The sequence below is a fragment of the Leptospira idonii genome, from assembly GCF_004770995.1.
Taxonomy (GTDB): domain Bacteria; phylum Spirochaetota; class Leptospiria; order Leptospirales; family Leptospiraceae; genus Leptospira_A; species Leptospira_A idonii.
The window spans coordinates 477167-504127 of record NZ_RQHW01000047.1 but is presented as its reverse complement, the minus strand read 5'-3'; the positions used below and the strand labels follow the sequence as shown (position 1 = coordinate 504127).

General features: G+C 41.7%; 27 protein-coding genes and 1 tRNA gene. 9 read left to right on the top strand and 19 right to left on the bottom strand.

The genetic code is table 11. From position 1 onward, the window contains the following. Positions 1–14: 14 nt before the first annotated feature. Genes EHS15_RS14405 through eno form a run of 7 tightly spaced genes read right to left on the bottom strand, consistent with a single transcriptional unit; the run spans position 15 to position 6732 of the window. A complete protein-coding gene (locus tag EHS15_RS14405; RefSeq protein WP_135761256.1) occupies positions 15–563 on the bottom strand; it encodes a DUF4416 family protein in 549 nt (182 codons plus the stop codon). After that, the gene (locus EHS15_RS14400) at positions 553–1935 is read right to left on the bottom strand and encodes a TldD/PmbA family protein (RefSeq protein ID WP_135761255.1); all 1383 of its coding nucleotides are present in this window, start codon (positions 1933–1935) and stop codon (positions 553–555) included. The genes EHS15_RS14405 and EHS15_RS14400 overlap by 11 nt, the downstream gene beginning before the upstream one ends. Further along, on the bottom strand, positions 1936–3321 hold the full coding sequence (locus tag EHS15_RS14395) for a TldD/PmbA family protein (protein ID WP_135761254.1): 1386 nt from the start codon (positions 3319–3321) through the stop codon (positions 1936–1938). A 24-nt stretch (positions 3322–3345) separates the two neighbouring features. Next, positions 3346–4362, bottom strand: a complete 1017-nt coding sequence (locus EHS15_RS14390) for a YheT family hydrolase (RefSeq protein ID WP_246052166.1) — start codon at positions 4360–4362, stop codon at positions 3346–3348. Further along, positions 4355–4963 carry a ClpP family protease gene (locus EHS15_RS14385; protein ID WP_135761253.1) on the bottom strand — a complete coding sequence of 203 codons (609 nt, stop codon included), beginning with the start codon at positions 4961–4963 and terminating at the stop codon, positions 4355–4357. Before EHS15_RS14385 ends, EHS15_RS14390 begins: the two co-directional genes overlap by 8 nt. A gap of 1 nt (position 4964) precedes the next feature. After that, on the bottom strand, positions 4965–5429 hold the full coding sequence (locus tag EHS15_RS14380) for an FtsB family cell division protein (RefSeq protein WP_135761252.1): 465 nt from the start codon (positions 5427–5429) through the stop codon (positions 4965–4967). Position 5430: 1 nt separating this feature from the next. Then, complete coding sequence (gene eno / locus EHS15_RS14375; protein WP_135761251.1) at positions 5431–6732, bottom strand: phosphopyruvate hydratase; 1302 nt, start codon at positions 6730–6732, stop codon at positions 5431–5433. 123 nt (positions 6733–6855) lie between these two features. On the opposite strand from eno, the gene lepA reads away from it, so the two are divergent. The 3 genes from lepA to EHS15_RS14360 all read left to right on the top strand — a co-directional run bounded on the left by lepA (position 6856) and on the right by EHS15_RS14360 (position 10546). Beyond that, on the top strand, positions 6856–8661 hold the full coding sequence (gene lepA / locus EHS15_RS14370) for a translation elongation factor 4 (RefSeq protein ID WP_135761250.1): 1806 nt from the start codon (positions 6856–6858) through the stop codon (positions 8659–8661). 107 nt (positions 8662–8768) lie between these two features. Continuing rightward, positions 8769–9602 (top strand): hypothetical protein, encoded by an 834-nt coding sequence (locus tag EHS15_RS14365; RefSeq protein ID WP_135761249.1) that lies wholly within the window; start codon positions 8769–8771, stop codon positions 9600–9602. Continuing rightward, positions 9599–10546, top strand: coding sequence for a glycosyltransferase family 2 protein (locus EHS15_RS14360; protein ID WP_135761248.1), 948 nt, complete (start codon positions 9599–9601; stop codon positions 10544–10546). The genes EHS15_RS14365 and EHS15_RS14360 overlap by 4 nt, the downstream gene beginning before the upstream one ends. 8 nt (positions 10547–10554) lie before the next feature. On the opposite strand, the gene EHS15_RS14355 is transcribed toward EHS15_RS14360, so the two are convergent. The 5 genes from EHS15_RS14355 to EHS15_RS14335 form a co-directional block, all read right to left on the bottom strand. Continuing rightward, positions 10555–10854, bottom strand: a complete 300-nt coding sequence (locus EHS15_RS14355; RefSeq protein WP_135761247.1) for a hypothetical protein — start codon at positions 10852–10854, stop codon at positions 10555–10557. Between the two features lie 241 nt (positions 10855–11095). Further along, the gene (locus EHS15_RS14350; protein ID WP_135761246.1) at positions 11096–11704 is read right to left on the bottom strand and encodes a hypothetical protein; all 609 of its coding nucleotides are present in this window, start codon (positions 11702–11704) and stop codon (positions 11096–11098) included. A gap of 107 nt (positions 11705–11811) precedes the next feature. Further along, a complete protein-coding gene (locus tag EHS15_RS14345) occupies positions 11812–12543 on the bottom strand; it encodes a succinate dehydrogenase/fumarate reductase iron-sulfur subunit (protein ID WP_135761245.1) in 732 nt (243 codons plus the stop codon). A 13-nt stretch (positions 12544–12556) separates the two neighbouring features. Continuing rightward, positions 12557–14482 (bottom strand): fumarate reductase/succinate dehydrogenase flavoprotein subunit, encoded by a 1926-nt coding sequence (locus EHS15_RS14340; protein WP_135761244.1) that lies wholly within the window; start codon positions 14480–14482, stop codon positions 12557–12559. Positions 14483–14498: 16 nt separating this feature from the next. After that, the gene (locus EHS15_RS14335) at positions 14499–15188 is read right to left on the bottom strand and encodes a succinate dehydrogenase cytochrome b subunit (RefSeq protein ID WP_135761243.1); all 690 of its coding nucleotides are present in this window, start codon (positions 15186–15188) and stop codon (positions 14499–14501) included. Positions 15189–15419: 231 nt separating this feature from the next. On the opposite strand from EHS15_RS14335, the gene EHS15_RS14330 reads away from it, so the two are divergent. From EHS15_RS14330 to EHS15_RS14320, 3 genes are read left to right on the top strand one after another with little or no spacing between them, the layout of a single operon-like run. After that, on the top strand, positions 15420–15644 hold the full coding sequence (locus tag EHS15_RS14330) for a hypothetical protein (RefSeq protein WP_135761242.1): 225 nt from the start codon (positions 15420–15422) through the stop codon (positions 15642–15644). After that, a complete protein-coding gene (locus EHS15_RS14325; protein ID WP_135761241.1) occupies positions 15634–16473 on the top strand; it encodes an SPFH domain-containing protein in 840 nt (279 codons plus the stop codon). The genes EHS15_RS14330 and EHS15_RS14325 overlap by 11 nt, the downstream gene beginning before the upstream one ends. Then, the gene (locus EHS15_RS14320; protein WP_135761240.1) at positions 16474–16938 is read left to right on the top strand and encodes a hypothetical protein; all 465 of its coding nucleotides are present in this window, start codon (positions 16474–16476) and stop codon (positions 16936–16938) included. It abuts the gene before it with no gap. Between the two features lie 298 nt (positions 16939–17236). Here EHS15_RS14320 and EHS15_RS14315 read toward each other — a convergent pair whose 3' ends face one another. The 3 genes from EHS15_RS14315 to EHS15_RS14305 form a co-directional block, all read right to left on the bottom strand. After that, positions 17237–17707, bottom strand: coding sequence for a DUF2752 domain-containing protein (locus tag EHS15_RS14315; protein ID WP_135761239.1), 471 nt, complete (start codon positions 17705–17707; stop codon positions 17237–17239). Further along, the gene (locus EHS15_RS14310; RefSeq protein WP_135761238.1) at positions 17664–18038 is read right to left on the bottom strand and encodes a DUF5684 domain-containing protein; all 375 of its coding nucleotides are present in this window, start codon (positions 18036–18038) and stop codon (positions 17664–17666) included. Before EHS15_RS14310 ends, EHS15_RS14315 begins: the two co-directional genes overlap by 44 nt. A 231-nt stretch (positions 18039–18269) precedes the next feature. Continuing rightward, positions 18270–18917, bottom strand: a complete 648-nt coding sequence (locus EHS15_RS14305; RefSeq protein ID WP_135761237.1) for a L,D-transpeptidase family protein — start codon at positions 18915–18917, stop codon at positions 18270–18272. Positions 18918–19011: 94 nt separating this feature from the next. Between EHS15_RS14305 and EHS15_RS14300 the strand changes: the two genes are divergently transcribed. Then, positions 19012–19347 carry an STAS domain-containing protein gene (locus EHS15_RS14300; RefSeq protein WP_135761236.1) on the top strand — a complete coding sequence of 112 codons (336 nt, stop codon included), beginning with the start codon at positions 19012–19014 and terminating at the stop codon, positions 19345–19347. A gap of 120 nt (positions 19348–19467) precedes the next feature. Here the strand turns inward: EHS15_RS14300 and EHS15_RS14295 are convergent. Further along, positions 19468–19543: transfer RNA gene (locus tag EHS15_RS14295), tRNA-Asn, on the bottom strand. A gap of 221 nt (positions 19544–19764) precedes the next feature. On the opposite strand from EHS15_RS14295, the gene EHS15_RS14290 reads away from it, so the two are divergent. Together EHS15_RS14290 and EHS15_RS14285 are read left to right on the top strand one after the other, a co-directional pair. Then, positions 19765–23391: a vitamin B12-dependent ribonucleotide reductase gene (locus tag EHS15_RS14290; RefSeq protein WP_135761235.1), complete on the top strand. Its 3627-nt coding sequence runs from the start codon at positions 19765–19767 to the stop codon at positions 23389–23391. Between the two features lie 125 nt (positions 23392–23516). After that, complete coding sequence (locus EHS15_RS14285; protein ID WP_135761234.1) at positions 23517–23747, top strand: hypothetical protein; 231 nt, start codon at positions 23517–23519, stop codon at positions 23745–23747. Positions 23748–23807: 60 nt separating this feature from the next. On the opposite strand, the gene gspN is transcribed toward EHS15_RS14285, so the two are convergent. Genes gspN through EHS15_RS14270 form a run of 3 tightly spaced genes read right to left on the bottom strand, consistent with a single transcriptional unit; the run spans position 23808 to position 26959 of the window. Then, on the bottom strand, positions 23808–24797 hold the full coding sequence (gene gspN / locus EHS15_RS14280; protein WP_135761233.1) for a type II secretion system protein GspN: 990 nt from the start codon (positions 24795–24797) through the stop codon (positions 23808–23810). A gap of 2 nt (positions 24798–24799) precedes the next feature. Continuing rightward, positions 24800–25333, bottom strand: coding sequence for a hypothetical protein (locus tag EHS15_RS14275; RefSeq protein WP_135761232.1), 534 nt, complete (start codon positions 25331–25333; stop codon positions 24800–24802). Beyond that, a complete protein-coding gene (locus EHS15_RS14270; protein ID WP_135761231.1) occupies positions 25334–26959 on the bottom strand; it encodes a cell division FtsA domain-containing protein in 1626 nt (541 codons plus the stop codon). Positions 26960–26961: the final 2 nt, after the last annotated feature.

Sequence of the window (26961 nt, the reverse complement as noted above, 5' to 3'; positions counted from 1 at the left end):
AAGATACGTTTGTATTAGGATTTCAATTTATTGTATTCGTAGGATTCATGGAGGCTGTTGAAAAAGTAGGCTGCTTCCTTTGTTTTAAAAAAACCGGGAGCAGATTCCAATACGGAAAACTTACCGCCTCTAAAAACGTAGATAATCTCCGCATAAACTCCTTGAAACAGATACACCCTATGAAAATCGTCCTTGGATTGGGATATGACTACGTTATGTGATGTCAAATAACCAGGCATCAGGCGAAGAGTGGGATCTTTCTTTCTCAGAGCAGATTGGATCTCCACACATTCCTTTTTGATCACTACCAATTCTTCTCTGTGAATTCTTTGCAGAAAAGAGAGAATCTTGGTATTTTTTCCTGGAATTTGAATCAGCCGATCCACCTCATCCAATTCCCATTTGGGCAAATTACCTGACTCATAAACGGATTTGGAAAATTTTTTCTCGGAAAGGCTTTTGACTTCGAAATAGGACTCATCGTTTTGATAAGAAACGAGTAGGAAAAAGGAAGCGCCTAACGGACGCTCCAATGTCTCCGATAGATTCGGACTAATTCCCATCACCCATTCCCGTGATTGTGAATCCTTCCAAGAGGAAGTAGGGAGCCCAGTAAGATTCGCCTAACAACTCTCCTTGTTTGGAAATACCAACGATTCGATTCAAGGTTTCGTAGACATTTCCCACGATTTGCACTTCTTTGACGGGAATCTTTTCTCCCTGATCCAAAAGGTAACTTCCTTTTACGACTCCTGAAAAATCTCCGGAAGGACCGTCGCTGGTTCCTGAAATCCGATTCACAAATAATGTTTTTTCGGGAAGTTTGAAAAAGTCGTCTTTATCTGCCGTTCCAGGTGCGATTTGCAATTGTCTAGGCCCGCATCCGGGCAAAGCTTGCGCTCCTCCAGTGGCAAAACCATTGGAACGAGAAAGCCCCGCTTTTTTGGCTTCGTAGGTATTGTAAAAATAGGTTTCTAAAACACCTTCTTTCAGGATGGACTGTTTGCGAGTAGGCTGACCTTCCCTGTCGAATGCGGTGGTTCCCGCATAACGATCTATAGTGGGATCTTCCCAAATGGAGAGTTTGGAATCGGCAACTTTTGTCCCCAATTTTCCTGCCATTTTACTCTTTCCTTTGCGGATCCCTGTGCCGTTCAAGGCACCGATAAAAGAACCTAGAAAAAAGGAATACACCGCATCGGGAGGAAGCAGAATGTATCCTTTGAAACCGGGAATGGATTTTGCTCCCAACGCTCCCATACATTTTTCACCAAATGTTTGAAAGGCGGTTTTCCATTTTTCAGCGAAATAAGGATAATCGTTTCCGCTGGCGGAATCATAATCAAAGCTTCCCACATCCGAGCCGTCTACAGCCATTCCCATTACGGATGCGGAAATTCCCGCACCTAACTGACTGGCATTGACTCCCTTAGAAGAGACGATCAACTTAAAACCTTTAGAGAGGGACATATCTCCTGAATCGATATTCACTTTGGGAAAGTTTTCTTTTCTCCACTGCAAACTTGATTTGGCAATCTCCACAAGATCGCTCAGTCCCAGTTTGTCTAAGGATTCGTCATATTGGCTCGGTCTTTCTTCAAGAGGCTGCGCTTCAGGTAAAACCAGATCGGGATCGGGAGTGGTTTGGCTTTTTGCCAAGTCCCTAGCTTCTAAAATGGATTCATATAGACTAGGAAGATGGTTTGTTGTGATGAAACCCTGGTTTCCCTTTTCAATCACACGAATCCCGAACATATTTTCTTCCGTGGCGGTACAATTGTTCAGATCGTTTTTTTCCAAACTGACTTCTTCTGCATAACCGTAACTGGAAAAAATTTCCACTTGGTCGATCCCGTTCGCTTTGGCTTTTTGAACCAAGGACTCCAGATGATTTTTTTGTTCGTCCAGTTTTTTTTGAATCGAGGTTTTGTTCATTTACTTTCCACCTAACAAAACCTTTGTTCTCACATAAGGGCCGCCCGCATCCACTTTGGCAGGTTGTCCTTTCCCGCAATGGCCCGACCCTAAATCCCATTTGAATTCTTTGGAAACCATATCAACGGATTGGAGAACATCGAAAGCTAACCCGGAAACGGTGACACCTTTCAATAGTTTGGTGATTTTTCCGTTTTCGATGCGGTAGGCTTTTTGTACGGCAAACATAAATTCGCCGGTTGCATCCGCCTGTCCGTTTTTAGGACCATCAAGATAATAACCGTCTTTGGTATTTGCGATCATCTCTTCCAAAGAAGAATTTCCAGGAAGAAGAAACGTATTTCTCATTCGGATGAGAGGAACATCGGAATATTCCCAAGCTCTGGCGGAACCAGTAGGGGCCGTTTCAAAACGATGTGCCGTCTCTCTATTGTGCAGATAAGATTTCAAGATCCCGTCTTGGATGATCATCGTTTTTTCGGGGATCACACCTTCATCGTCCACAGGAATCGTTCCTCCTGCTCCTTCGTAATATTCGGATGCACCGGAATCGCATAACGAAACTAAATCGGAGCCGACTCTGGTTCCGATTTTACCTTGAGCGACGGAACCCGCCAAAACAAAGTCAGCTTCCACAGTGTGACCGATTGCTTCGTGTACAAGCAGACCGACGATAGAAGGAGAAAGAATGACTGTAGACAAACCACCTTCCGGCAGAGAGGAAGAAAGTAGGTCGATTGCTGTTTTACAAGCTTCTTCAGAAATTTGTTCCGGCTTTTGGCTTCCAAAGAGACAATCCCATCCGCCTGTCACTCCGATAGAGTGGGAACCAGATTCTAATTTTCCATCCTGATTGGCCACTGCGTTCACTCTGAACTCTGGACGCACCATGGAAAAAAAACTATCCGCACCGTCGCTTGTGACGATCGCCTTTTCTTCGTAAATTTCGGAATATCCGCAACCTACGGATTGTAAGCGAGAGGAAGATTGAAGCGCTTTATTTTGCACATCCAATACGAGCCCCAATTTTTCCTCAACCGTTCTGTTTCTGAAGTCTTCGATTCCTTTCCCGATAAAATCACCTTTCGCGAAATTAGCTTTCGGCAAGGATTGGATTTTATCTCCTCGTAATGAGGAAGAAACGTCTGCCGCTTGTTTGGCGATTCTGATTGCGTTTAAAATGGATTCTTTGGAAACTTCTCCTGTAGATGCGAATCCCCAAGTCCCGTTATGGAGTACTCTGACCCCCACACCGCTTCTTTTGCGAAGAGCTGTGGATTCGATCCTGCCTTTTTCCGCAAAAAAAGAACGGTTTTCCTTATGGTGATAACGAAGCTCAACAAGCCCGTTCTCTTCTCCTAAACATTCCTTTAAAAGATCTCTCATCCGAGACTCCCAAATATATAAAGATTACAATGATAAAGACTTACGTTTGCGGTCGAAAAAATCCATCAGGATTTTTGGAAGCCATCTTCCTTCCGGGAAATCGGGGCTAGGATCGGAAATAAATCCTACATGACCTCCTTTGGAAGTAAGAACGGTTTCAATATTCGGAAATGCGGACCAATTCACTTCTCTCCAAACATGGGAAGGAACCACAGGATCATCATCCGCATGTACCACAAGGCCGGGGATTTTGATTCCGGAAAGATAACGAATGCTTGAGCAGGTATGATAATATTCTAATACGTTTTGATACCCCGCCAAAGGGGCGGTGAAAAAATCGTCGAAATCAAAGAAGGATTTACTTTTTAAAACTCTTTGAGTTGTTTTTTCATCGATTGCATACACACCCGATGCCACTTTTTCCTTCATCGTAGAAAGGAAATGGTGTTTGTAAAAGGCACCCGCTTTCGAATCGATAAAGTCGCAGCTTCTTTTTAGATCGAGAGGAGGGGATGTGGCAGAAAAGGCGGCGACTTTTTGAGGTCTTCTTTCTCCGAAAAATTTAAGCACCATATTGGCGGAAAGAGAAAATCCGCTTACAAATACTTTGGAAGAAAACTTGGTTCTGATAAAATTCAAAACATCGTCCAGATCTTCCGATTGACCAGCGTTATATGGTTTTCCTGCGAGGCCGAATCCTTTGCCGCAATTTCTCAGATTCATCCGCACCACTCCGTATCCTCGCAGCAATGCTTCCTTACCCACACTCACCATATAGTGAGACTCTGAACTTCCTTCCATTCCGTGAATGAGAAGAATATAGATCCCGTTCCAAGGAATTGAGTTTTTTTTCACTTGAGAAAGGGGGGGATTGTGCTGAAGCCAAAGATGGTCTCCTGTAGCATCGCTGGTAGGGAGGAGAATGCTTTCGCAGAAGAACTCATCCTCCAGAGTGTTGTCCGGAGGAAAAAGAACATTATAAACGGTTTGTAGATGTTTGCCTTCTAAAAACCGTCTAGGAGTGAATTCTGGTTTAGACAACGTCTATTTTATTTACGATTTTATCTACGATTCCATAAGCTAATGCTTGTTCCGCATCCATATAGTAATCGCGATCCGTATCTTCAACCATCTGGTCGTAAGTTTTTCCGCAAGCGTCGGCTAACATACGATTCAGCTTTTCCTTCGTTTTGATGATATCGTTTGCATGGATCAAAAGGTCGGTTGCTGGGGCTTGGATTTGCCCTCCGATAGAAGGTTGATGGATCATCACTCTTCCGTTCGGCCAAATGGAACGATTTCCTTTCGCTCCTCCGATCAGAAGGATCGATCCCATAGAAGCGGCCATACCCATACAAACGGTATGAACAGGAGAGGAGATCATCTGCATCGTATCGTAAACGACTAGTCCGGAAGTAACGACTCCACCAGGGCTATTGATATAAAAAGTGATGGGTTTTCCCGGATCCATTAACTCCAAATACATGAGTTTGTTGGTAAGGTCTTTCGAAGATTCGTCCGTCACAGGTCCCCAGAGAAAGATCTTACGTTTCTCTAGGAATTTTTTCCCGATGTTTTTGTCGCTGATGAGATCCTGAAGTGTTTCGGTAATTTCTTTTTCTGGTTGTTCTTCTTCTGCCATATTAATTCAGTCTTTTAGGGTTAGACGTGGGAGGCAAGCTTTTCAGCTTCCAATAAATTCCCAGGCACAAGAAAACACTGAAGGTAAGGTAAAAGAAACGCAAAAGGAAAAGAGGAGGTTCTTTTAGGGATAAATTCACTTCTAATCCTGCCGCCTTTGGCATAGGCAGTTTTTTCTCTTCTTCTTGGAGAGACTTAGATTCTTCGAATTTTAGGACATGGGCATTTTCGGAAAGTAGGTAGTATTTTCTTGCTTCCTGTTCCAATGCATATTCGTCGTTTTGGAGGCGTTTTTCCTTTTCCTCCAAAACCTGGTTCTCAATGGAAAGCCGCTCCACTTCCTCTGAAATTCTCAGATATTCTTTTTCCAAAATTTGGCGTTCCGCAATGCCGGATGTAGACAATACTAGACAGTAGAACAAAACGCAAAGATAGGAAATGGAAAGAGCGGCTTTTAAGGGTGTCATATCATCTCAAGTTGTAGAAAGTATTTTTCCCGGAATAAGTCGCCGTTTTTCCCAACTCTTCTTCGATGCGAAGGAGTTCGTTGTATTTAGCGATTCTATCCGTTCTGCTGAGGGAACCCGTTTTGATCTGACCTGAGTTTGTAGCCACTGCGATGTGGGAGATTGTGGAATCTTCCGTTTCCCCGGATCTATGGGAAATCACTGCAGTGTATTTCGCTTTTTTCGCCATTTCTATCGCGCTCAAAGTTTCGGTCAAAGATCCGATTTGGTTTACCTTAATGAGGATGGAGTTTCCGATCCCTTTTTCGATCCCCTTGGAGAGTTTTTCGATGTTGGTTACGAACAAATCATCACCCACGAGCTGAATTTTGCTGCCCAATTTTTCGGATAATTTTTTCCAACCGGTCCAATCGTTCTCATCCAATCCGTCTTCCATGGTAATGATCGGATACTTTGAAACTAAATTTGAGTAGTATTCGATTAACTCTTCCGCAGTTTTCTCAGGTTTTTTCTCCGCTTTCAGGATGTACTTTTTCTTCTTCTCATCGTAGAATTCGGAAGCGGCACAATCCAGACCGATTTTGATGTCTGTATCCGGTTTATAACCTGCTTTCTCAATTGCCTGAAGGATCACCTCGATCGCCTCTCCATTGCTTGTTAGGTTAGGAGCGAATCCACCTTCGTCGCCGACTGCAGTGTTTAAACCTTTGCCTTTCAAAACAGCCTTCAAATTGTGGAACACTTCCGCTCCCATACGAAGCGCTTCTTTGAAGTTAGGAGCGGAAACAGGCAGGATCATAAATTCTTGGAAGTCGATGTTATTGTCTGCGTGAGCTCCACCGTTGATGATGTTCATCATTGGAACAGGAAGTTCATGTGCGAAAGAACCTCCGATGTAGCGGTAAAGAGGGAGTTTCGCATAAGATGCGCTTGCTTTTGCCACAGCCAAGGAAACTCCTAAAATGGCATTTGCGCCTAATTTCGATTTATTGGCAGTTCCATCCAAAGAGATCATTGTTTGATCGATTGCGATTTGATCGAGTGCGTTGCTACCGATCAATGCTTTTGCAATTTTGGAATTTACGTTTTCGACCGCCTTGGTCACGCCCTTTCCCAGGTATCTTTTTTTATCTCCGTCTCGCAGTTCTACTGCTTCGTGTTCTCCTGTAGATGCTCCAGAAGGAACTGCTGCACGGCCGAAGGAACCGTCTTCCAAAGTCACATCGACTTCAACGGTTGGGTTTCCTCTGGAATCCATAATTTCACGGGCTCGTACAGATCGAATGCTTGCATTTTGGGACATAGGGGGTTAGATTTCTCCTGGTATTTCTTTGTTCCCAGATTAGGGATTTTTAATGGCCTGACAATAAACTTTTTAGACAATCTCCCCACTCACAAGAAAATGACTTAAAAAGCTGAGGATCCCTTGAACGAACGTCAAAAATTCACTCGAAATTTTTCCATCATTGCCCATGTGGACCATGGAAAATCCACTTTGGCGGATCGACTGCTTGAGATTGGACTTGTGACCGACCAAAGAACCAAAAAAGACCAAATTTTGGATTCTATGGATATAGAAAGAGAAAGGGGAATCACAATCAAAGCCAATAACGCTTCCTTTGATTACCATGCGGAAGACGGAAACATCTACCACCTCAACCTCATCGATACTCCCGGCCACGTGGATTTTACGTACGAAGTGTCCCGATCATTGGCCGCCTGCGAAGGGGTTCTATTGATTGTGGACGCAAGCCAAGGAGTGGAAGCACAGACTTTGGCCAATCTATATCTGGCAATGGAGCTGGATCTTAGGATCATTCCTGTTATCAATAAAATCGATCTTCCTTCCGCAGACATAGACAAATGTAAAATCATGATTGAAGAGTCTTTGGGACTCGACCCGGATGAAGCCATCCCGATTTCTGCGAAAACCGGACTCAATGTAAAAGGCGTTTTGGAAGCGATTTCCAAACTCATTCCTCCTCCGAAAGGAGACATCAATAAACCTCTCAAAGCACTTATCTACGATTCTTTCTTCGATACCTATATGGGAGTGGTGGCTAAAGTTCGACTTTACGACGGGAAGTTAAAAAAAGGCGATACCATCCATATGATGAACGTAGGCCGCCAATTTGCAGTGACTGAAGTGGGAGTCAATCGCCTTACTATGGTTAGTGCAGAAGAACTGCAAGCAGGGGATGTAGGTTACGTAGTCGCAGGGATGAAAAAGATGGGGGATGCCAAAACGGGAGATACAATCACTTTGGCAAACAATCAAACAGATTCTGTGGTTCACGGGTTTAAAGACGCCAAACCTATGGTTTTCGCAGGTCTTTTCCCCATCAACGGAGAGGATTTCGATGCTTTCGTGGATGCAATCGAAAAACTTAAGTTAAACGATTCTGCCCTTACATTCGAAAGGGAGAATTCAGTAGCACTAGGGTTCGGTTTTCGTGTAGGTTATTTAGGACTTCTTCATATGGAGATCGTCCAAGAAAGATTAGAGAGAGAATTCAATCTAGCCCTCATCACAACGGCTCCTTCCGTTAAATTTAGAATTACAAATACTAAGGATGAAGTCTACGAAATCGACAATCCTTCCAAATGGCCCGATACCATTCTCATCGGTAAGTCGGAAGAACCTTATGTAAAGGCGACCATCATCGCTCCCGATCATTACGTCGGGAACATCATGTCTCTTGTGATTGAAAAACGGGGAATCCACATGGATACTGTGTATCTTTCCAAAGATAAAGTGCAGCTTACTTACGAACTTCCTTTGGCTGAGCTTATCTTCGAGTTTTATGATAAGTTAAAATCTCATACGAAAGGTTATGCTTCCCTGGATTATGAAGAGATCGGCTACAGAGAATCCAAATTGGTGAAGATGGACATTCTTGTGAACTCGGAGCCTGTGGATGCACTTTCTTCCATCGTTCATAAATCCAAAGCGGAGGAAAGGGGAAGGGTGATCATCGAAAAACTGAAAGATTTAATCCCTAGACACCAATTTATGATTCCTTTGCAAGCAGCCATCGGTTCCAAAGTAGTGGCTAGAGAGAGTATCTCTGCGCTTCGTAAAAACGTAACCGCCAAGTGCTACGGGGGGGATATTTCCCGTAAGAAAAAACTTTTGGAAAAGCAGAAAGAAGGAAAGAAAAGAATGAAACAAATCGGTTCCGTGGAAATTCCTCAGGAAGCGTTTTTGTCGATTCTCAAAACAGGGGACTAAGTCCTCTGTTTTTCCAATGAACTTTGGCTCTCTCGGAAATTCTAAAAAAGCCAATCCCTTTCCACATACAAGAACATTCTCTTTCCAGGGAAAAAACGGTCTTCGTCTTGAGAGACGATCTATCCCCTTTCGGTTTCGGAACCAAATTGAGAAAATTGGAAGGGATTATATCCTACCTGAAAGAAAACAAAATTCAAACAGTGAAATTATTCGGTTCCGTTCATGGAAATTTTCTTTCCTGTTTTTCTTTCGCATTACGATCTTTAGGTTTTCAGATTCATACGACTGCTTATACGAGAGACAGAAAACTCAAAACAGCGAATCGAATCCTTACAGAAAGAAGTTCTCATAAGATCAGAATCTTTTCGAATCGAAAAGAAGCGCTCTTCGATTGGGAAACATCTTCCCAAACCAAAGAAGGAGAGTTTTTTCTGCCCGAATTCGGATTTCATTTCAGTGCTGTATCCGGTTTGGATCGTCTCTGGCAATATCTTTGGGAGAAGGAAAAGGCTCCTTTCGTTTTATGGCTGGATGTGGGTTCCGGTCTTAGTTTTTTATCCGCAGCAAATTACTTTTCCGATAAGCCTGTGAAACTGATGGGGGTGATGATAGGAGAAACGGAAAAAACTTGGATGGCTTCTTTAGAGGAAAAATGGAAACTTCTTAGAATGGAAGCGCCTCCGATAAAGTTTCAATTGTTCTCTCCTCCCAAAGGAAAATCTTTTGCTACAACTTCCTCTTTTTGGAACAAGAAGATACAATCCATATTCGAAGAACAAAAACTTTTGTTAGAACCGGTCTACAGCGCAAAGACTTGGAAGACGATGGAAGATTTTTGGGAAAATCGAAAAATAAAAAATTCCGATCCGCAGCTGTTCGAGCAAAAATGGATCTATCTCCACCAGGGTGGTTTACTGAGTCACTTGGATTTGATCTTATGAGTGCAACTCCTCCTCTCGTTTCCATTATACTTCCTACTTACAACAGAGAGGAAGTCACTTTAAGAGCTGTGGACTCAGTGTTAATACAAAACTATCCTCACTGGGAATTGATTTTAGTGGACGATGGTTCGGAAGATAACACTTGGCAGATTTTAACCGCATCTTATTTAAGATGGAAATCCGGACTAGTAGGATTCGGAAAGAATTCGAAAACAGTTCAAATTCACCAAACAATGCATAGGGGAGTAAGCGCTGCCCGTAATTTCGGAGTCTCTCAGTCAAACGGGGAATGGATCTGTTTTTTGGATTCGGACGATGTATGGAACGAAAATAAAGTTTCCGAACAGATTCGTTTTCATCAGGCAAACCCTGCATATAGAATCTCTCAAACGAACGAAATCTGGAACAAAAAAGGGAATCTTTTGGAGCCCTTGGGGAAACACAAGAAACAAACAGGAAATTTCTTTCAAGACGCATTGGAACTTTGTCTCATCACTTCCTCGAGTGTGATGATGGAAAAATCTTTATTTCAGGAATTAGGAGGTTTCAAAGAGGAACTTCCTTCTTGTGAAGACTACGATCTCTGGAATCGAATTTTGGCGAGAGGAGAAAAAGTAGGTCTCTTGGAAGAAAATCTTCTGATGAGATACGGAGGACATTCGGACCAATTGTCTCTGAAATACAATGCGATCGAAAGATTCAGACTCTATTCTTTGTTTTTATTATATAAAGAAGTTCAAAACTCTCCCGAACTCTTCTTGGAAAATGCCTCTTTGTTGATTGAAGAAAGCATCGATAGAAGAATGAATACGATGATCCAAGGAAGGAAAAAAAGAGGGAAGTCCCTGGAAGAATGGGAAAAGTTAACTGAGAATTGGAGAGAAAAACAAACGATCGAATTGTCTGAAATCCGTTTTCTTTTGGAAGATGCCAGGTTCGATTGAAAAAAAATTTATCTATGCCTTCTCAGCCTTCTGTTTCTCTTATGTTCATAATTCTCTAAATCGTCCGCCTTCTCATAAAAATAACCAGCTTTGTAATTCGTATAAAAAATCATAACAATCCCGATTGCAAATAATATCACATTCAACAAAGAGTCGTTTGTTTCTATGGCTTTATAATTCATTTGATCTTCTGGATCAAAATAAATCGGAAATTCATTTTCATATGCTTTATAAGATTCCAAAAAGAAAAAAGAACCGTTGGGTAATTTGATTTTATGGATATATTTCGTGACTATGATTGATGACACATCTCTTCTGATAGGACGCCCGCCTGTGCCAGGATTTCTTTGAGAGAATGACTGAGATTTTTCTATTGTACAGTAAATTTTATTCCAATTCCTTACCTGAAAGAATTCGAATCCTTTATACAGAATCGGTATCATCAAACAGAGCCCGACTAAGTTCAAAAAGATCGCAGCCGAAAGGATTTCTTTCTTTTTCAGATTCATTTCAATTACATTGATCCTGTTAATTACGATAATTTGCCGGTCATTCAATGATCTTATATATCAATGGAGAGTCAAAAAATCGGTACTCAACCATATCCGAAATAAGAGAATAGAAAACAACCGTTCTGTTGAAGTATAAAATATACACGAATCTTCTGTACCAGAGGAAGTATTTGGATCGAAAATCAAACAAAGAAATAACTAAAAATAATATATAGGAAAAATGAAGTAAATAAAACTGATAATTCAGTAAATACGGAGTGTGATAATTCTTATCTGGAAAGGTTTTTCGAGTTACTGCAATTGTAGTAGGATGGTTGTAAAGAGAAGTCATGTATAAATAAAAGTTAGATGTCCTGTCGTCAGAAGTAAGCTCGTCACAAATTGCAGGATTTTCTCCCCAAACAACAAATTGTTTTTCTTTCTTAGGATTGATGCGGATATCTAAAAAATGGTTCGTTTTTTCATTCTCATGTTTTAAAATATTTGTTAGGTTTATTGAGCAACGAATATCCGAATTTTTATTGATAAATTTATACTGTATTTTTGCTTCTTCATGAATCTCGTCCAGGTAGGTATGGTCCAATATAAAGAGAAGCTCAAGTACAATCAAAACAATAGAAAACAACCTAACCAAAACTATTGCCATATCTGATTAAAACTTATCTCATTTCCTTTCAGGTCTATGATAAAAAAAGCCCCGATCCGAATCGAACCGAGGCTTTTCCTTTTTCAGAAGACAAATAGGAAATTCGCTTAACTTGCGATAAATTCCCTGTTGAGTCTGGTGATGAAGTTCACAGAAATTTCTTTAGGACAAGCTGCTTCACATTCATATTGGTTCGTGCAATTTCCGAAACCTTCTTTGTCCATTGCGGCAACCATCTTGCGAACTCTTTCCTTTTTCTCTACTTGTCCTTGAGGAAGTAGAGCCAAGTGGGAAACTTTCGCAGATACGAACAACATCGCAGAAGCGTTTTTACAAGCGGCTACGCAAGCACCGCAACCGATACAAGTGGCAGCATCCATCGCTAAGTCAGCATCTACTTTAGGGATCGGAAGAGCGTTTCCATCGGGAGCCCCTCCCGTATTCACGGAAACGAAACCTCCTGCTTGGATCACTCGGTCGAAAGCGGAACGGTCTACAACTAGATCTTTCACAACTGGAAAGGCTTTCGCTTTCCAAGGCTCGATATAAACAGTGTCTCCGTCCTTAAACTTTCTCATATGAAGCTGGCAAGTGGTGGTTCCTCTTTCTGGACCATGAGGAACTCCATTGATGACCATAGAACACATTCCGCAGATACCTTCTCTGCAGTCGTGGTCGAAAGCGATCGGCTCGTCTCCTTTGGCAACAAGACCTTCGTTGACAACATCTAACATTTCCAAAAAGGACATGTGTTCGTTCACATTGTCCGCTTCGTAGCTAACGATCTTTCCTTTATCGTTCGCGTTTTTTTGTCTCCAAACTTTAAGGTGTAATTTCATTGTTTCGCTCATACTATTTGTAGCTCCTTACGGCAAGGTGGATGTTTTCGTATGCGAGAGGTTCTCTGTGTTCTTCAGGAGTTTTTCCTTCGCCTTTGTATTCCCAAGCAGTGACATGACAGAATTTATCGTCGTTTCTTTGAGCTTCTCCGTCTTCCGTTTGGTATTCTTCACGGAAGTGACCGCCGCAAGATTCTTCTCTTTTCAAAGCATCTAAGCACATCAATTCGCCAAACTCAAGGAAGTCGGCCACTCTACCTGCTTTTTCAAGCTCTTGGTTGAGTTCCGCTCCACCTCCAGCAACTTTCAGGTTTTTCCAGAATTCTTCTTTGATCTCAGGGATTTTTTTCAAAGCTTCCTTAAGACCTGCATCTGTTCTAGCCATACCGCATTTGTCCCACATCACTTTTCCTAGTTCTCTGTGGAAATCATCAGGAGTTCTTTTTCCGTTGATAGACAAGAACTTAGAAGTCATTTCTTTTACACGAGCTTCCGCTTCTTTGAATTCCGGTCTGTCTGTGGAAATATTTTTATGACCTTCTTTTGCGAAGTAGTCTCCGATTGTGTAAGGGATCACGAAGTAACCGTCCGCCAAACCTTGCATCAATGCGGAAGCGCCCAAACGGTTCGCTCCGTGGTCGGAGAAGTTCGCTTCGCCCAATACGTGTAATCCTGGAATGTTCGACATCAAGTTATAATCTACCCAAAGACCACCCATCGTATAGTGAACCGCAGGATAAATACGCATCGGAACCTTATAAGGGTTCTCTCCGGTGATTCTTTCATACATTTGGAAAAGGTTGTCGTAACGATCCGCAACGACAGGCTCACCCAGACGTTTGATGGCGTCGGAGAAATCCAAATACACTCCCAATCGTTTGTCGCCGACCAAAGGACCGACTCCTAAACCATTGTCACAAGCTTCCTTAGCAGAACGAGAAGAGATATCTCTAGGAGCTAAGTTTCCATAGGAAGGGTATTTTCTTTCCAGATAGTAGTCTCTTTCTCCTTCAGGAATCTCATGAGGAGGGCGAAGATCACCTTTTTTCTTAGGTACCCAAACTCTACCGTCGTTACGAAGGGACTCAGACATAAGTGTCAGTTTGGATTGGTAGTCTCCCGATTGAGGGATACAAGTAGGATGGATTTGCGTATAACAAGGATTTGCAAACGCAGCACCTTTTTTATAAGCTCTGAAAGTGGAGGTTACATTGGAACCTTTTGCGTTTGTGGAAAGATAGAATACGTTTCCGTATCCTCCCGTAGCCAAAATAACCGCATCTCCCGCATGAGAGGAAATTTCACCGGTCACTAAGTCTCTGACTACGATCCCTTTCGCATGACCGTCCACTAGAACCAATTCTAACATTTCGGTTCTGGCATACATTTTCACAGCGCCTCTACCGATTTGTTTTTCAAGAGCGGAGTAGGCTCCTAAAAGAAGCTGTTGTCCTGTTTGCCCTTTTGCATAAAAAGTTCTGGAAACTTGAGCTCCACCGAAGGAACGGTTGGAAAGAGTTCCGCCGTATTCTCTGGCGAAAGGAACCCCTTGCGCCACACACTGGTCGATGATGTTCGTAGATACTTGTGCAAGTCTGTAAACGTTTCCTTCACGAGCACGGAAATCCCCGCCTTTTACTGTATCATAGAACAAACGATAAACGGAGTCACCGTCGTTTTGATAGTTTTTTGCGGCGTTGATTCCCCCTTGAGCTGCGATCGAGTGAGCACGGCGAGGAGAGTCTTGAAAGCAGAATACGGAAACTTGATAGCCTAGTTCGGAAAGTGTAGCGGCTGCGGAAGCACCTGCAAGTCCGGAACCTACTACGATGACCTTATACTTACGTTTGTTTGCCGGGTTTACCAGCTTGATGTCTTGTTTGTGTTTGTCCCATTTTTGTTCGATAGGGCCTGAAGGGATCTTTGCATCTAATTTCATAATTATCTCCTATGTCCTACTTGACCCATCCGAGAAGGATAGAGATCGGCATGGAACTATTTCCGACGAATACGATCACAGCCAAACCGGTTGCGATTTTTTGAATGATAGGATTGTGTTTCGGAGCAAGGATTCCCAAAGATTGGAACATGGAACCCAGTGCGTGGGAAAAATGAAGTGCCAGAAAAAACATGAACACTACGTAGGCGATGGAAATAGGGAGCTGTTGGAATCCCAAAATTACCATGGCATATACATCGTGAACCACATCTCCGTTTTTGAGAATGTATTCATAAGAGTAATGATCCGGATTGGTTACGCCTAACGTAAAGTGGAGTAGGTGATATACAAGAAAGGTAAGAAGGAGCAAACCGCTGTAAATCATTGTGAGGGAAGCTTTCGATGCCTGAATGGTGGATTGTTTTGCATAAGCCACAGGGCGAGCGGCTGAGTTTTCCTTTTTCAAAAGAATGGCGACGATCACGTGCCCGAAGAAGGCAACCAAGAGACCGATGCGAGCGACCCATAACAAAGGGCCTAGGTCTTTTAAAAATTTAGCATAAGCGTTTAGTTTTTCAGGTCCTTGGAAAACCTGAAGATTCCCTAACATATGCGCGATCACGAACCCAAACCAGATAAAACCGGTAATGGCCATAATGATCTTCTTTCCGATGGAGGAACGAAAGAAGTCTAGACTCAAGGTCATTGAATTGCTCCTGAAGAGAGATTAGGTGTGGTAATTTTTTGCATTACAGAATGAGGTTCTTCTTCCTTTTTATGTGTAAGAAGCGGATAGATCATTTGTATACGTCCATTTCTAGACTTGGTACAGGTTTCGTAAATTCATAAATCTTTTTGAATTTCATTTGACCCCCTTTTTCCGAGAACCAATACTTCCCGAAACAGAGGTATCGGGAGATACTTCTTTAGAGGAAGAATGAATCCCAGAATCAAGTTGCTTTTATTTTTTACACTGACTCTCTCGGTTTTATTTTACGGCTTCTTATATGCCTATCAACTTCCCATACTCATCTCAAGCTCGGAAGACAGTAAGGTAATCTTGGGTCTTGCGGCACTTGTAGGTTCTTGGATTCCTCCCATTTTGGGTTGGATCTTTAAGGATCAGATCTTAAAACTCGGAAAGGAAACTCATGAAAAATAAAAAACGCATTCTATTTGTACTTTTGATTTCGATTCTCATTTTCTTCTTTATGACAGGATGTGAAAAGGTTCCGGCAGGTTATGTAGGAGTTAAGGTATATCTATTAGGTTCCAGCAAAGGGGTCGATTCCGAAGAATTAGGAGTAGGACGTTATTGGGTTGGAATCAACGAGGAACTTTATTTGTATCCTACATTCACAAAAACTTATGTGTGGACTGCTGACTTCCAGGAAGATTCAGAGACCAACGAATCCATAGACATCCAAACCAAAGAAGGTCTTACTGTCAATGCGGACGTAGGGATTCAGTTCCGAGTGGAACCGGATAAAGCAAATGTTTTGTTTCAAACCTATAGAAGAGGAATCGACGAAATTACGGACAGTGTTTTAAGAACAGCAGTACGAGACGTACTCAACAGACTGGCTTCTAGCATGACTTCCGATATGATCTACGGACAAGGAAGGGTCGAACTGATCGAAAAAGCTACGGAAGCTGTCAAAATTGAATTTTCAGGAAAAGGTATCATAGTGGAAAGACTGTATTGGATCGGAACCATGAGACTTCCAGACAAAGTAAAACAAGCGCTAGATGCAAAAATCGAACAGATCCAAAAAGCGGAACAGAGAGAAAACGAATTGAGAGAAGCAGTCGCACAGGCAAAAATCGAAAAAGCGAAAGCGGAAGGAACTGCCAACCAAATCCGGTTGGAATCTCAACAACTCACACCTCTTATGATTCAAAAAATGTGGATTGAAAAATGGGACGGGCGTCTTCCTCAAAATGTAATGGGAGATAAAGCCAATCTGATGATTCCTTTTCCTGCCAGATAAATGAAACACTCCTTCCTGCTGGCAATTTTTTTCTTAATTTTGGCCAGCCGCTGTGCGAGCACAGACCCTCAACTTTTTTCCTTAAAAGAAAAAGCGAAAAACTCAGGTTATCCGATCTTCCTGGAACTAAAGAACGAACCGGGAAAAACAACTAAAAACCTACAACTCTCTCTGAAGGCTCAAAACCTTTCCATTCATTCCATACAAGATCTTTCCGTGCTTCTGTTTGCCTTCGACAAACAAGGACTCATCCTAATCCCTGAAACCTATAAAACCCCGGAACTCATCTGTAAATTTCATACACCGATTCGAGTCGGAGCCACGGAAAGCTGCAAACTGGAAACCTATCTTTATGCTGTGGAATACGATAAGATCAAACTGCAATCCATATCCTTTACCTGGGAAGATGGAACCAGACACTTCATCAACAGAGAAGACCTAGAAGAAATCTCTGAATGGAAATAAAGAAAGACCCGTTCCTATCACTTACCGTAAAAACTACTGTCCAATGAAAAGATTGATGAATAAAAGTGTTACCCATGAGAGTGATCTAATGTGTACCTATGTGACTTGTCATACAAACGATAAATTCGCAATGCGACATAATATACATTATGGGAAGCTACATATTGCCTCATAATAGATGGTATTTGAAATTAAAATAAGGCTTCAAAAGTAAAAGTATTCGAAGTAATATTCTACCTCTGCTGAGTGAAAGCAAGCAATCACTCAAAGGGAGGTTCAAATTCGAATTGCTTTAGAGTTAATTCTTATAAAAGAAAAACCAAATACCCATCGCAAAAAAAGATGCAGAAACAAAGTAGCTAAAGGATCGACTGTAGACCAATTGATGGAATTTTTTCGGAAGATGAAAACGAAGGATACTTAACATTACGATAACGAAACCGATGGCAGGTCCGAAAGGATGATAGGAAAAAGAAGAAGATAAGTCCCATCGAAATAAACAAAGGATGGATCTTCCTAAACCGCAGGCGATACAATCCAAACCGGTAATCGCTTTGTACCAACAAATGGAAAACCAATATTCCGATTCGGTATCTAAGGGAATCAGTCGAGCAAGAACGACAGCTAAAACTAAAAAAAAGACCGTATAAAAAAAACGAACAAAATGTATCTTCGAAATTCCGGACAGGAATGTATCCTGCCCGAAATATCTTACAGATACGCTTTTAAGCTGCTTCTTTTGTAGGTGCAGCAGGTCCTTTGTATTCATCTTTACCAAAGCCGAGAATAAAGTATCCGGCACCTAGGATAAAGAATAGAAATGCGAACCACCATTCTTTGCCGAAAGATTTTGCCAAGTCGATCATGACCATGAACATAATCACGAAGTTCACGCAAGGAACGAAAAATAAAATCACCCACCAAGTAGGTCTTCCCACGATTTCCATGAGTATGATCAAATTGTAAACGGGAATGATCGCAGCCCAACCAGGTTTTCCTGCTTTTTCATACGTTTTCCACATTGCCACGATGATACCGACGGTAAGAGCTAAATAAAACAAAAGTCCTACCACTGAAAATTCCCCATCTGTACTGTCCAAATTGATTCCTCCTAAATTCGGACGAATTATAGTGGTTTCGAATTAAAATGCAAATGATAAAAAGATTTTAGAAAAAAATTTTTGAGTATATGGAAAAAGAATGAATGAGGTGGAAAATAGAGGAATCCCTTAATTTTTTTGCCTGTTCTCAAACGAACTTTCTTTTGCAGTCTCAAAGTGAGTCTATCCTGCTCTGATTTCAAATAATCGAATCGGTTTTTCTTTCAGAGCTTACTTCACTTCTGAATAACTTTCGATCCACAACGATGGGTTTTTATCTTTCTTCAGCCAGAGTAAAATCTCTTTTAATTTTTCCTCACTAATCCCCAAACAGCCCGAAGTCGGTTTGGATGCATCCGCCCAAGGATGAATGAAGATCATACTCCCTTTTCCTTCCTCCGCAGGATCCGTATTATATTCAATTACAATCATATACTTATACAAATTGTCTTTCCTAAGAAGAGAATGGTATGACTTCGCTTTCGGCTTTCCCTTGACTCTTCGGTTGTACAATTCAGAGGAAGAATCATCTACCCAATAATGATTGGAGGTATTGACCTCATAAGGAAAATGAATTCGAGAAAGAGAACGGTATCCGTAAGCGCGTAACAAAGGATATTCTCCTTTCGGTGTGGCCCCATCCCCTTCCTTTTTTTCGGAAGCGGAGAAAAGCCCGTTCCTTCCTACCGCCGCCAAAATGGGAGATCCCTTCTCTCTCCACTGCCCTTCTACGATTTCATAAAGCTGCAGAGTAGTTTTTTTCTTTTCTACATCCTGCAAAACCAAAATCATTTGTTCCGATTTCTGAAACAAATCCTCGGACGCAAACAAGACAAGAAAAGGAAATAAAATATTAACAAAAATCAATAGTCCCATCATAAGATTTAAATTCGATCTCTCCTTTGTTACGATTCCTGCAAATATTTCGTCCTATTTATCAAAATATAAAGAATATAGATAGGAAATAGAAAACATGTCACTCGATGATCGCATCATTTCAAACAAAATCAAAGTATCAGAATCGTCCCAAGGGTGTGTCATTGAATTCATGGAAGCCTGTTTGGACGGAAATTCGGTAGAATTCGAACACGCCCTTGAGTCCGCATTGAACCGAGGCGGAAATTTGGTTCAAATCCATATGCACCAGACAGAAATGATCAGCTCTCTCGCCCTCAGCAGGCTCCTTTCTTTCCAATCCAAATGTGCCAAACACGAGATCAAAGTGAGTTATTTGGGAATTCAGCCTAGTTTGGCAAAAATCCTAACTTCTTTGAAACTGGCAGATTATTTCGGACTGAAAGAAACGTAAAATCACTTGCATTTCTATTGGTTCTTCAAATGGAAAAAGTAGATTTTTAGCTGAAAAAAGAAGGGAATTTTAGGAAAACATCTGCCCAAGGCAGACAAATAAATAGGAAGGAAAAAAAATTGGCTCCCCCTGCTGGGCTCGAACCAGCGACCCAATGATTAACAGTCATTTGCTCTACCGACTGAGCTAAAGGGGAATGTCCAATCTCATGGCCATGGTATGGAAAAGCCCTCTCTGGTCAAATAAAAAAATGCGACGTAATTCTATTTTTTGAGGGAAAATTTTCGAAAATTCACAGCACCCTTCCGTAAAAAAGGAATGTTTCATTCTTCCCTTTCCTGCATTGTGACATAATCCTTATCGCTTCTGGTAAGGGGAAAAATAGAAATACTGTATGTTGTTGTTGATGGGGTCTACATGAAGATAGAGAGGCATTTCACTAAAGGAAACACTGGTCTTTACCCAAATATTATATGGGTAAAAAGAGATTCAAAAATTACGAACACGGATGGTTCCAGCGTATTCGAAGCAAACGATGTGGAAGTTCCTGAATTCTGGTCTCAGGTTGCCACAGACATCCTTGCGCAGAAATACTTCCGCAGAAAGGGAGTGCCCAAGTATCTTAAAAAAGTCAAAGAAAACGGAATTCCGGATTGGCTCCAAAGATCCGTTCCTGACGAAGAAAAACTTTCCGCTTTAAAGCCGGAAGACCGTTTCGTAGGAGAAAACGATTCGAAGCAAGTGTTCCACCGTCTGGCAGGCTGCTGGACTTATTGGGGATACAAACACGGTTACTTTTCCGATGAAGAAAGTGCCAAAGCCTTCTATGAAGAAACTATTTTTATGCTCGCGAGCCAAATGGCGGCACCGAACTCTCCACAATGGTTCAATACAGGTCTCCATTGGGCCTATGGAATCGATGGAAAATCCCAAGGTCATTATTATGTAGATCCTAAGTCGGGAAAATTGGTTCGTTCTTCCTCATCCTATGAACACCCTCAGCCACATGCTTGTTTCATTCAATCCGTAGACGATGATTTAGTCAATGAAGGCGGAATCATGGATCTTTGGGTCAGAGAAGCTCGTCTTTTTAAATACGGTTCCGGAACTGGAACCAATTTCTCCAACTTACGTGCTGCCAACGAATCCTTGTCAGGCGGAGGAAAAAGCTCAGGACTAATGTCTTTCCTTAAAATCGGAGACAGAGCTGCAGGAGCCATCAAATCGGGAGGAACCACTCGTCGTGCGGCGAAGATGGTTTGCCTTGATATGGATCACCCCGATATCGAAGAATTCATCGATTGGAAAGTGCAAGAAGAGAAAAAAGTGGCATCTCTTGTCACTGGATCCGTTCTCAACAACAAACTTTTGAACGAAATTATGGCGGCTTGCAATCAGGCGAAATCTTCCTTAGGAGAAGAAAAAGCTTATGATCCTGCAGCCAACCCTGCCCTAAAAACTGCCATCCAAAAGGCACGTAAGTCCTTTATCGCAGACAATTACATCAAAAGAGTCATCGACCTTTCCAAACAAGGTTACAAAGACATACTATTCGAAGAACTCACTACGGATTGGCAATCGGAAGCATACAATACGGTTTCCGGCCAAAACTCCAATAATTCTGTAAGAATCACAAACGAGTTTATGGAAGCGGTAGAAAAAGATCTTCCTTTCCACCTCTACAATCGTACAGAGAAAGAAAAAGCGAATAAGGAAAAAAGAGAACCTAAGGCATCTAAGACGGTAAGAGCACGCGACCTTTGGGAAAAAATTTCCAATGCCGCATGGAGTTCCGCAGATCCGGGAACTCAATATCACACTACCATCAACGAATGGCATACTTGTCCGGAAGACGGAGCGATCAACGCTTCGAATCCATGTTCCGAATACATGTTCCTAGACAATACTGCATGTAACTTGGCTTCTGCGAACTTAGTGAAGTTCCTGAAAGAAGACGGCAGTTTCGATGTAGAAGGTTATCGTTATCTGAACAAAATCTGGACCATCATTTTGGAGATCTCCGTTTTGATGGCTCAATTCCCTTCCAGAGAAATCGCAGAACTTTCTTATAAATTCAGAACTCTTGGTTTGGGTTATGCCAATCTAGGTTCCCTTCTTATGGTAATGGGAATCCCTTACGATTCTCAAGAAGCGATGGCAGTGACTGGAGCGATCTCCTCCATCATGCACATGACCTCTTATGCAACTTCTGCGGAAATGGCAAAAGAATTAGGACCTTTCGACGGTTATGCGAAAAACAAAGAGCATATGCTCAGAGTGATCCGCAACCACAGAAGAGCCGCTTACAATGCTCCGAAAGAAGAATACGAGGGTTTGACCATCACTCCGATCGGAATCAATCCTTCTTATCTGCCTACTTACCTTCTCCAAGCAGCAAAGGAAGATTCCGACAGAGCTTTGGATTTAGGAAATCAATTCGGATATAGAAACGCTCAAGTGACTGTGATCGCTCCTACCGGAACGATCGGGCTTGTGATGGATTGCGATACAACGGGAATCGAACCGGATTTCGCACTCGTGAAATACAAAAAACTCGCGGGTGGCGGTTATTTTAAAATCATCAACCAATCCGTACCGATTGCCTTAAAAAAACTAGGTTACTCTCAAGCAGAACAAGATGCGATCGTGAACTATTGTAAAGGCCATGCAACCTTCAATGGAGCTCCTGGACTCAACACTGCCAGACTCAAAGAAAAAGGTTTCACGGAAGATATCTTAGAAAAAATCGAAAAACAACTTCCTTTCGTTTTCGATGTTCAATTCGCATTCAACAAATACACTTTAGGCGAAGATTTCCTTGCAAAAACATTGGGAATCGATCCTACCGTTTACAATTCTCCTAGCTTCAGCTTATTGGAATACTTAGGATTCACTTCCGAAGAAATCAACCTGGCAAATGATTATGTATGCGGGACTATGACGATTGAAAACGCTCCTTTCATTAAAGAGAAAGACCTAGCTGTTTTCGATTGCGCAAACAAATGCGGTAAGTTCGGAAAACGTTTCCTTTCTTATCAATCCCATATCCGAATTATGGCGGCAGCTCAGCCGTTCATTTCGGGAGCGATTTCCAAAACAATCAATCTTCCAGAAGAGGCAACCATCGACGATGTGAAAAACGCATACTTGATGTCCTGGAAGGTAATGATCAAAGCGAACGCTTTGTATCGTGACGGATCCAAACTTTCTCAACCACTCAACTCAGTATTCCAACTACTCAGTGCGGTGGGAGAAGAAGAGGAAGAAATTGCGGCAACTGTCCCTAAAACGGTATCGGAAGTCGCAGAAAAACTGGTTTATAAATACATAGCAGAGAGAAGAAAACTCCCTCACCGCCGTGCAGGTTATACTCAAAAAGCGATGGTAGGAGGACACAAAGTCTACCTTCGCACAGGAGAATACGAAGACGGTCAATTGGGAGAGATCTTTATCGATATGCACAAAGAAGGAGCAGCTTTCCGATCTTTGATGAATGCATTCGCCATTGCGGTATCTCTAGGCTTGCAGCACGGAGTTCCTTTGGAAGAATTTGTAGAAGCATTTACTTTCTTCAAATTTGAGCCAAACGGAATGGTTTCCGGAAATGCACACTTAAAGATGTCCACCTCTGTGATCGACTATATCTTCCGCGAACTGGCTGTGACTTACCTTGGCAGATACGATTTGGCACAGGTGTCTCCGGAAGACCTAAGAACGGACGAAGTGGGTCGCAAATCCGATTCTTCCACTCGTGATTCCGTGGGAAAGTCTGAGAGCAACGGATTGAATCCGAAACCGCCGTTGCAAATCTCTCCTATTTCCATGAAATCCGTTTTGGAAGATAAGGAGCCTAGTTTGGTAGGTGCGACCGCTGCTTCCTCTGGACCAGGAGCAAGCGCTGCAGAAACTTTGAGAAATATTGCCGAAGCAAGAATCAAAGGTTATACGGGAGATTCCTGCACGGAATGCGGTTCCTTCCAAATGGTTCGTAACGGTGCTTGTTTGAAATGTATTTCTTGCGGAGCGACCACAGGCTGCTCTTAAGAAACAAACATTAAACAAACTTACAAACCTCTTCTTTCCGAAAGGTTCTAGGATCTCATTCAAAGATCGCTAGAACGGAAAGAAGAGTTTCTACCCTCCTCCTCCTCTCGTTTTACTTTTCCTTCATGAACAAGTATGTTTTTATATTCTTATTTTTCTCAGTAGGTCATTCTCATACGGACAATTATGGGAAATATCTTGCATCAAAATCCTTCTATACCTACAGGAAATGGAGCCAAGCGGAAGAGTTTTATGATGAATATGAAATCCTCACAGGATTCGATCAATATATGGAAGAGGAAAAATCGAAAAAGGGGCTTTTGCAAATGATTTGGAAACGAGCGACAAACTTTTAAGTTCGGATCAACTCGACTTAATGAAAAAAAGAGGAACTGTCATTCCTGCGGCTGATAGATTTATGGATTTGCCGGAGCGGGCTCAGTTGCCGAAGGATTTCCCGATTCTTCCGTTTGAATGGGGGCGACACCTAACTGATTAAAGTTGGGAACATCCACTTTAGGAGAAGATACGGAACCTCTGATGGGAACACAAGCTCTTCCGTTTTCCTGAGGAATCAAGGTAAAAAGGCCAGCGATATCCTGGCGTTCTTTTGCGAATTGTTCGTTTAAGCTGAAACAAACTCTCAGATCTAACTGAGAAAGGGTGATCACATCGGAAAGGCGAATCACTCCGTTGATTTGAATTTTAGCGACGGAAGAATCGATCGTTCCTTTTTCTACGGATAATTTACCGGAACGAATCTTAAATTGAAAACTTCCTCTTTTGATTTCCTGTCCTTTCAAACTTCCCAAAAGAGGGATTTCCATAGACTCGAAAAACTTTCCTCCGGAAAACTGAATTTCTCCTTCTCCGTTCCATTTTGTAATTCTGTCTTCCAAACCGGAAAGTTTAATCGGAATTTGAAGGGACTTGATTTGAACGGACCATTCCCCTCCTTCATATTTAAAGAAGCTGATGTCAGCATCCCCTTCCAGTTTATAATTGATCAGACCCAGAAGGGAAAGAGAAAGACTGGTTTCTTCCGCTTTTAAAACGGTTCCGGAAGGAAAACGAACTGCAAAACTGTCGAAGAACTTTCTGCCGAAGATAGGGAATTTAATTTCTTTTGCTTCCAAAAGAATCCCTGTATCTTTAAAGGAACTGGTAAGAAAAGCGCGAACGATCTCGTTCAAAGGGAAAGTGATGAAAACAAAGAGTAAAAAAGAAAGAACTCCGATTCCTATCAGATAAAAGATCTTTTGAGAATTTAATTTTTTATCCTCTTCTTCCGTTTCGTCATTGGATAAAAGATCGTCCTCGTCCGGTTCCAGCAAAGATTCTTGAACCAATACATCTTCCAAAACTTCTTCTTCCAAAGCAGGTTCTTTGATTTTATCTTTCGCCATAATTATTTCCCTTTTTTAGCGGAACGATAGTAGGAAGAAACACGCAGATCCACATCGTAAATTTCTTTTTCCGCAAACGGTTTTCTAAAAGTAAACCGATCCACTTTCCCTAACAATTGTTTGTTCTTTTCTATGTCATAAATCAGTTTGATCACGTCCTGCAACAGAACGGATCGAAAAGATACGTCGATTTGGATACGATTGTAGTCTTTTTTCCCTTCGACTGAATTCGTGGAATCTTTCATGGTTTGCACTTTGTCTTTTAAATTGTAGCGCACCAATATTTGTTCCAATTTGGAATACATAACACTTACATCTTCCTCACCGCCGGTAGTCTGTAGGCTGCGAAGATAATTGTATTCTCTGATGATTCGATCCAACTGCACCGCTTGGGAACCGGTTTCGTAAATCTCTGTAGTGAGTTTGTTCCTAAAATCGGCAAGAAGAGCAAACACTGTATACACGAGAAGTCCTACTACAATGAAAACTCCTCCGAAAACGAATAATCTTTCTCTATCATTCAGACGATCGAACATTTATATATCATCCTTAGGAATCACTATATCCATTTTGATCTTAAAACTGACCTTATACTTGGTCACACCTGTGATCAGACGTTTGTTCTGTGCTTGGATATTTGTGAACTTTTCCGATTTCGCTAACGCGGACTGAATGGTTCCGATGTCCGCAAAATCATTCACTCTTCCGTAGATCTGAATCTCATAATTGTCTTCAAAGGTAAAATTGTCCAAAACGAACGGCAAAGATTCGCTGCTGGGGAACTGTTCCGTAGCTTCATTCAAAAGATCTAAAATACTTTCTTTAGAAAGAAACAAACGATAGATCTCCGTTTTTTTTCTTTCTTCTTTTAATTTTATACTGGCAGCTTCAAGAACATCCTCGTCCTCGGAAATCTCTGCTCCCATTCCTGCTTTGTATTTTTCGATCAGAATCTTCTTATTTGCCGCAATCTTTCGATTGTCCAGAATCATCCCGATGATAAAAACTCCGAATAAAAGTAAGAGTGAAATCGTAACCAGAATTAAATGAGGTTTGAATGCGGACAGTTTGAAACGATTTGTGTTGATTCGTTTCGCAAAACCTGTTCCCAAAAAATTGACTTGGGACTTCGATTCGAAATGGATTCCAGTCGCAATGGCGGTCACCAAACTAGGATCGTCGATTCCCAACGCTTCGTATCTATTTACAGGAAGATTGAGTCTGGTTTGGATCGATTCGGCAAGTCCTCTGAACTGGCTTCCCCCCCCGGAAAGATAAAGCATCTCAGGTCTTTCCGATTCGGGTAGAGAGAAGATACTGTTCTCCATCTCATGAATCAAATCATCGAACTTGGACAGAATGAACTTCTTTATGTTTCGAAATTGAATTTGGCTGATGGAATATTTTGCTAAAAATTTATTTTCGGATTCATCTAGAAGGTTTTCCGCAAAAAGGGAAAAATCGATGTTCTGTTTGATTTCATCCGCACGAACCAAATCCGTTTTCAAAACCTTGCTGATTTCTTCGGTAAGTTCTTCTCCGCCCAAATAAATCTGACGGGTGTGTCTTAATTTCCCTTCGTGCAGAATGTTCAGAATGGAATATTTGCCGCCTATATCCAACTGAATGATCGTTTTTTCATGTATAAGAGAATTATAATATTTAGTGATGAGGGAAGAAAGAACGAAAGAATCAAGAGAAAGACAACTTAGATGAAGATCCCCTTTGGCAAAAGGTTTCAGGGCACGATTCAATTCGGAATGATGAACATTGAAGGAAATCACTTCGGAATTTTCACTTCCGACCCTCCAAGTTTTTCCTATCACTTCCAACTCTTCCATAGGATAAGGAACCAAGTTTTCCACCTCGAAAGGCAAAACTTCCCAAATGGCTTTTTCAGAAGTAAGAGGAACAGTCAGATCTCTAACAAAAAGATTATGAATCCCCAAGTTCAAAAGGAACCTGGTTTCTTCCGGAAAAAAGGACTGAATGAAACGAACGATATTGTATTCGAAAGGATCTCCCTCGTTTTCGTCCAACTCCACTACGGGAAGACTTTCTGTACGAAGGATCGTCACCTTTCCCAGCACCTTTTTAAAAAGAACCCCTTTTAAAAAGGTGCTTCCGTAGTCTATGGCTAAGTATTGATCAAATGAAAACATGG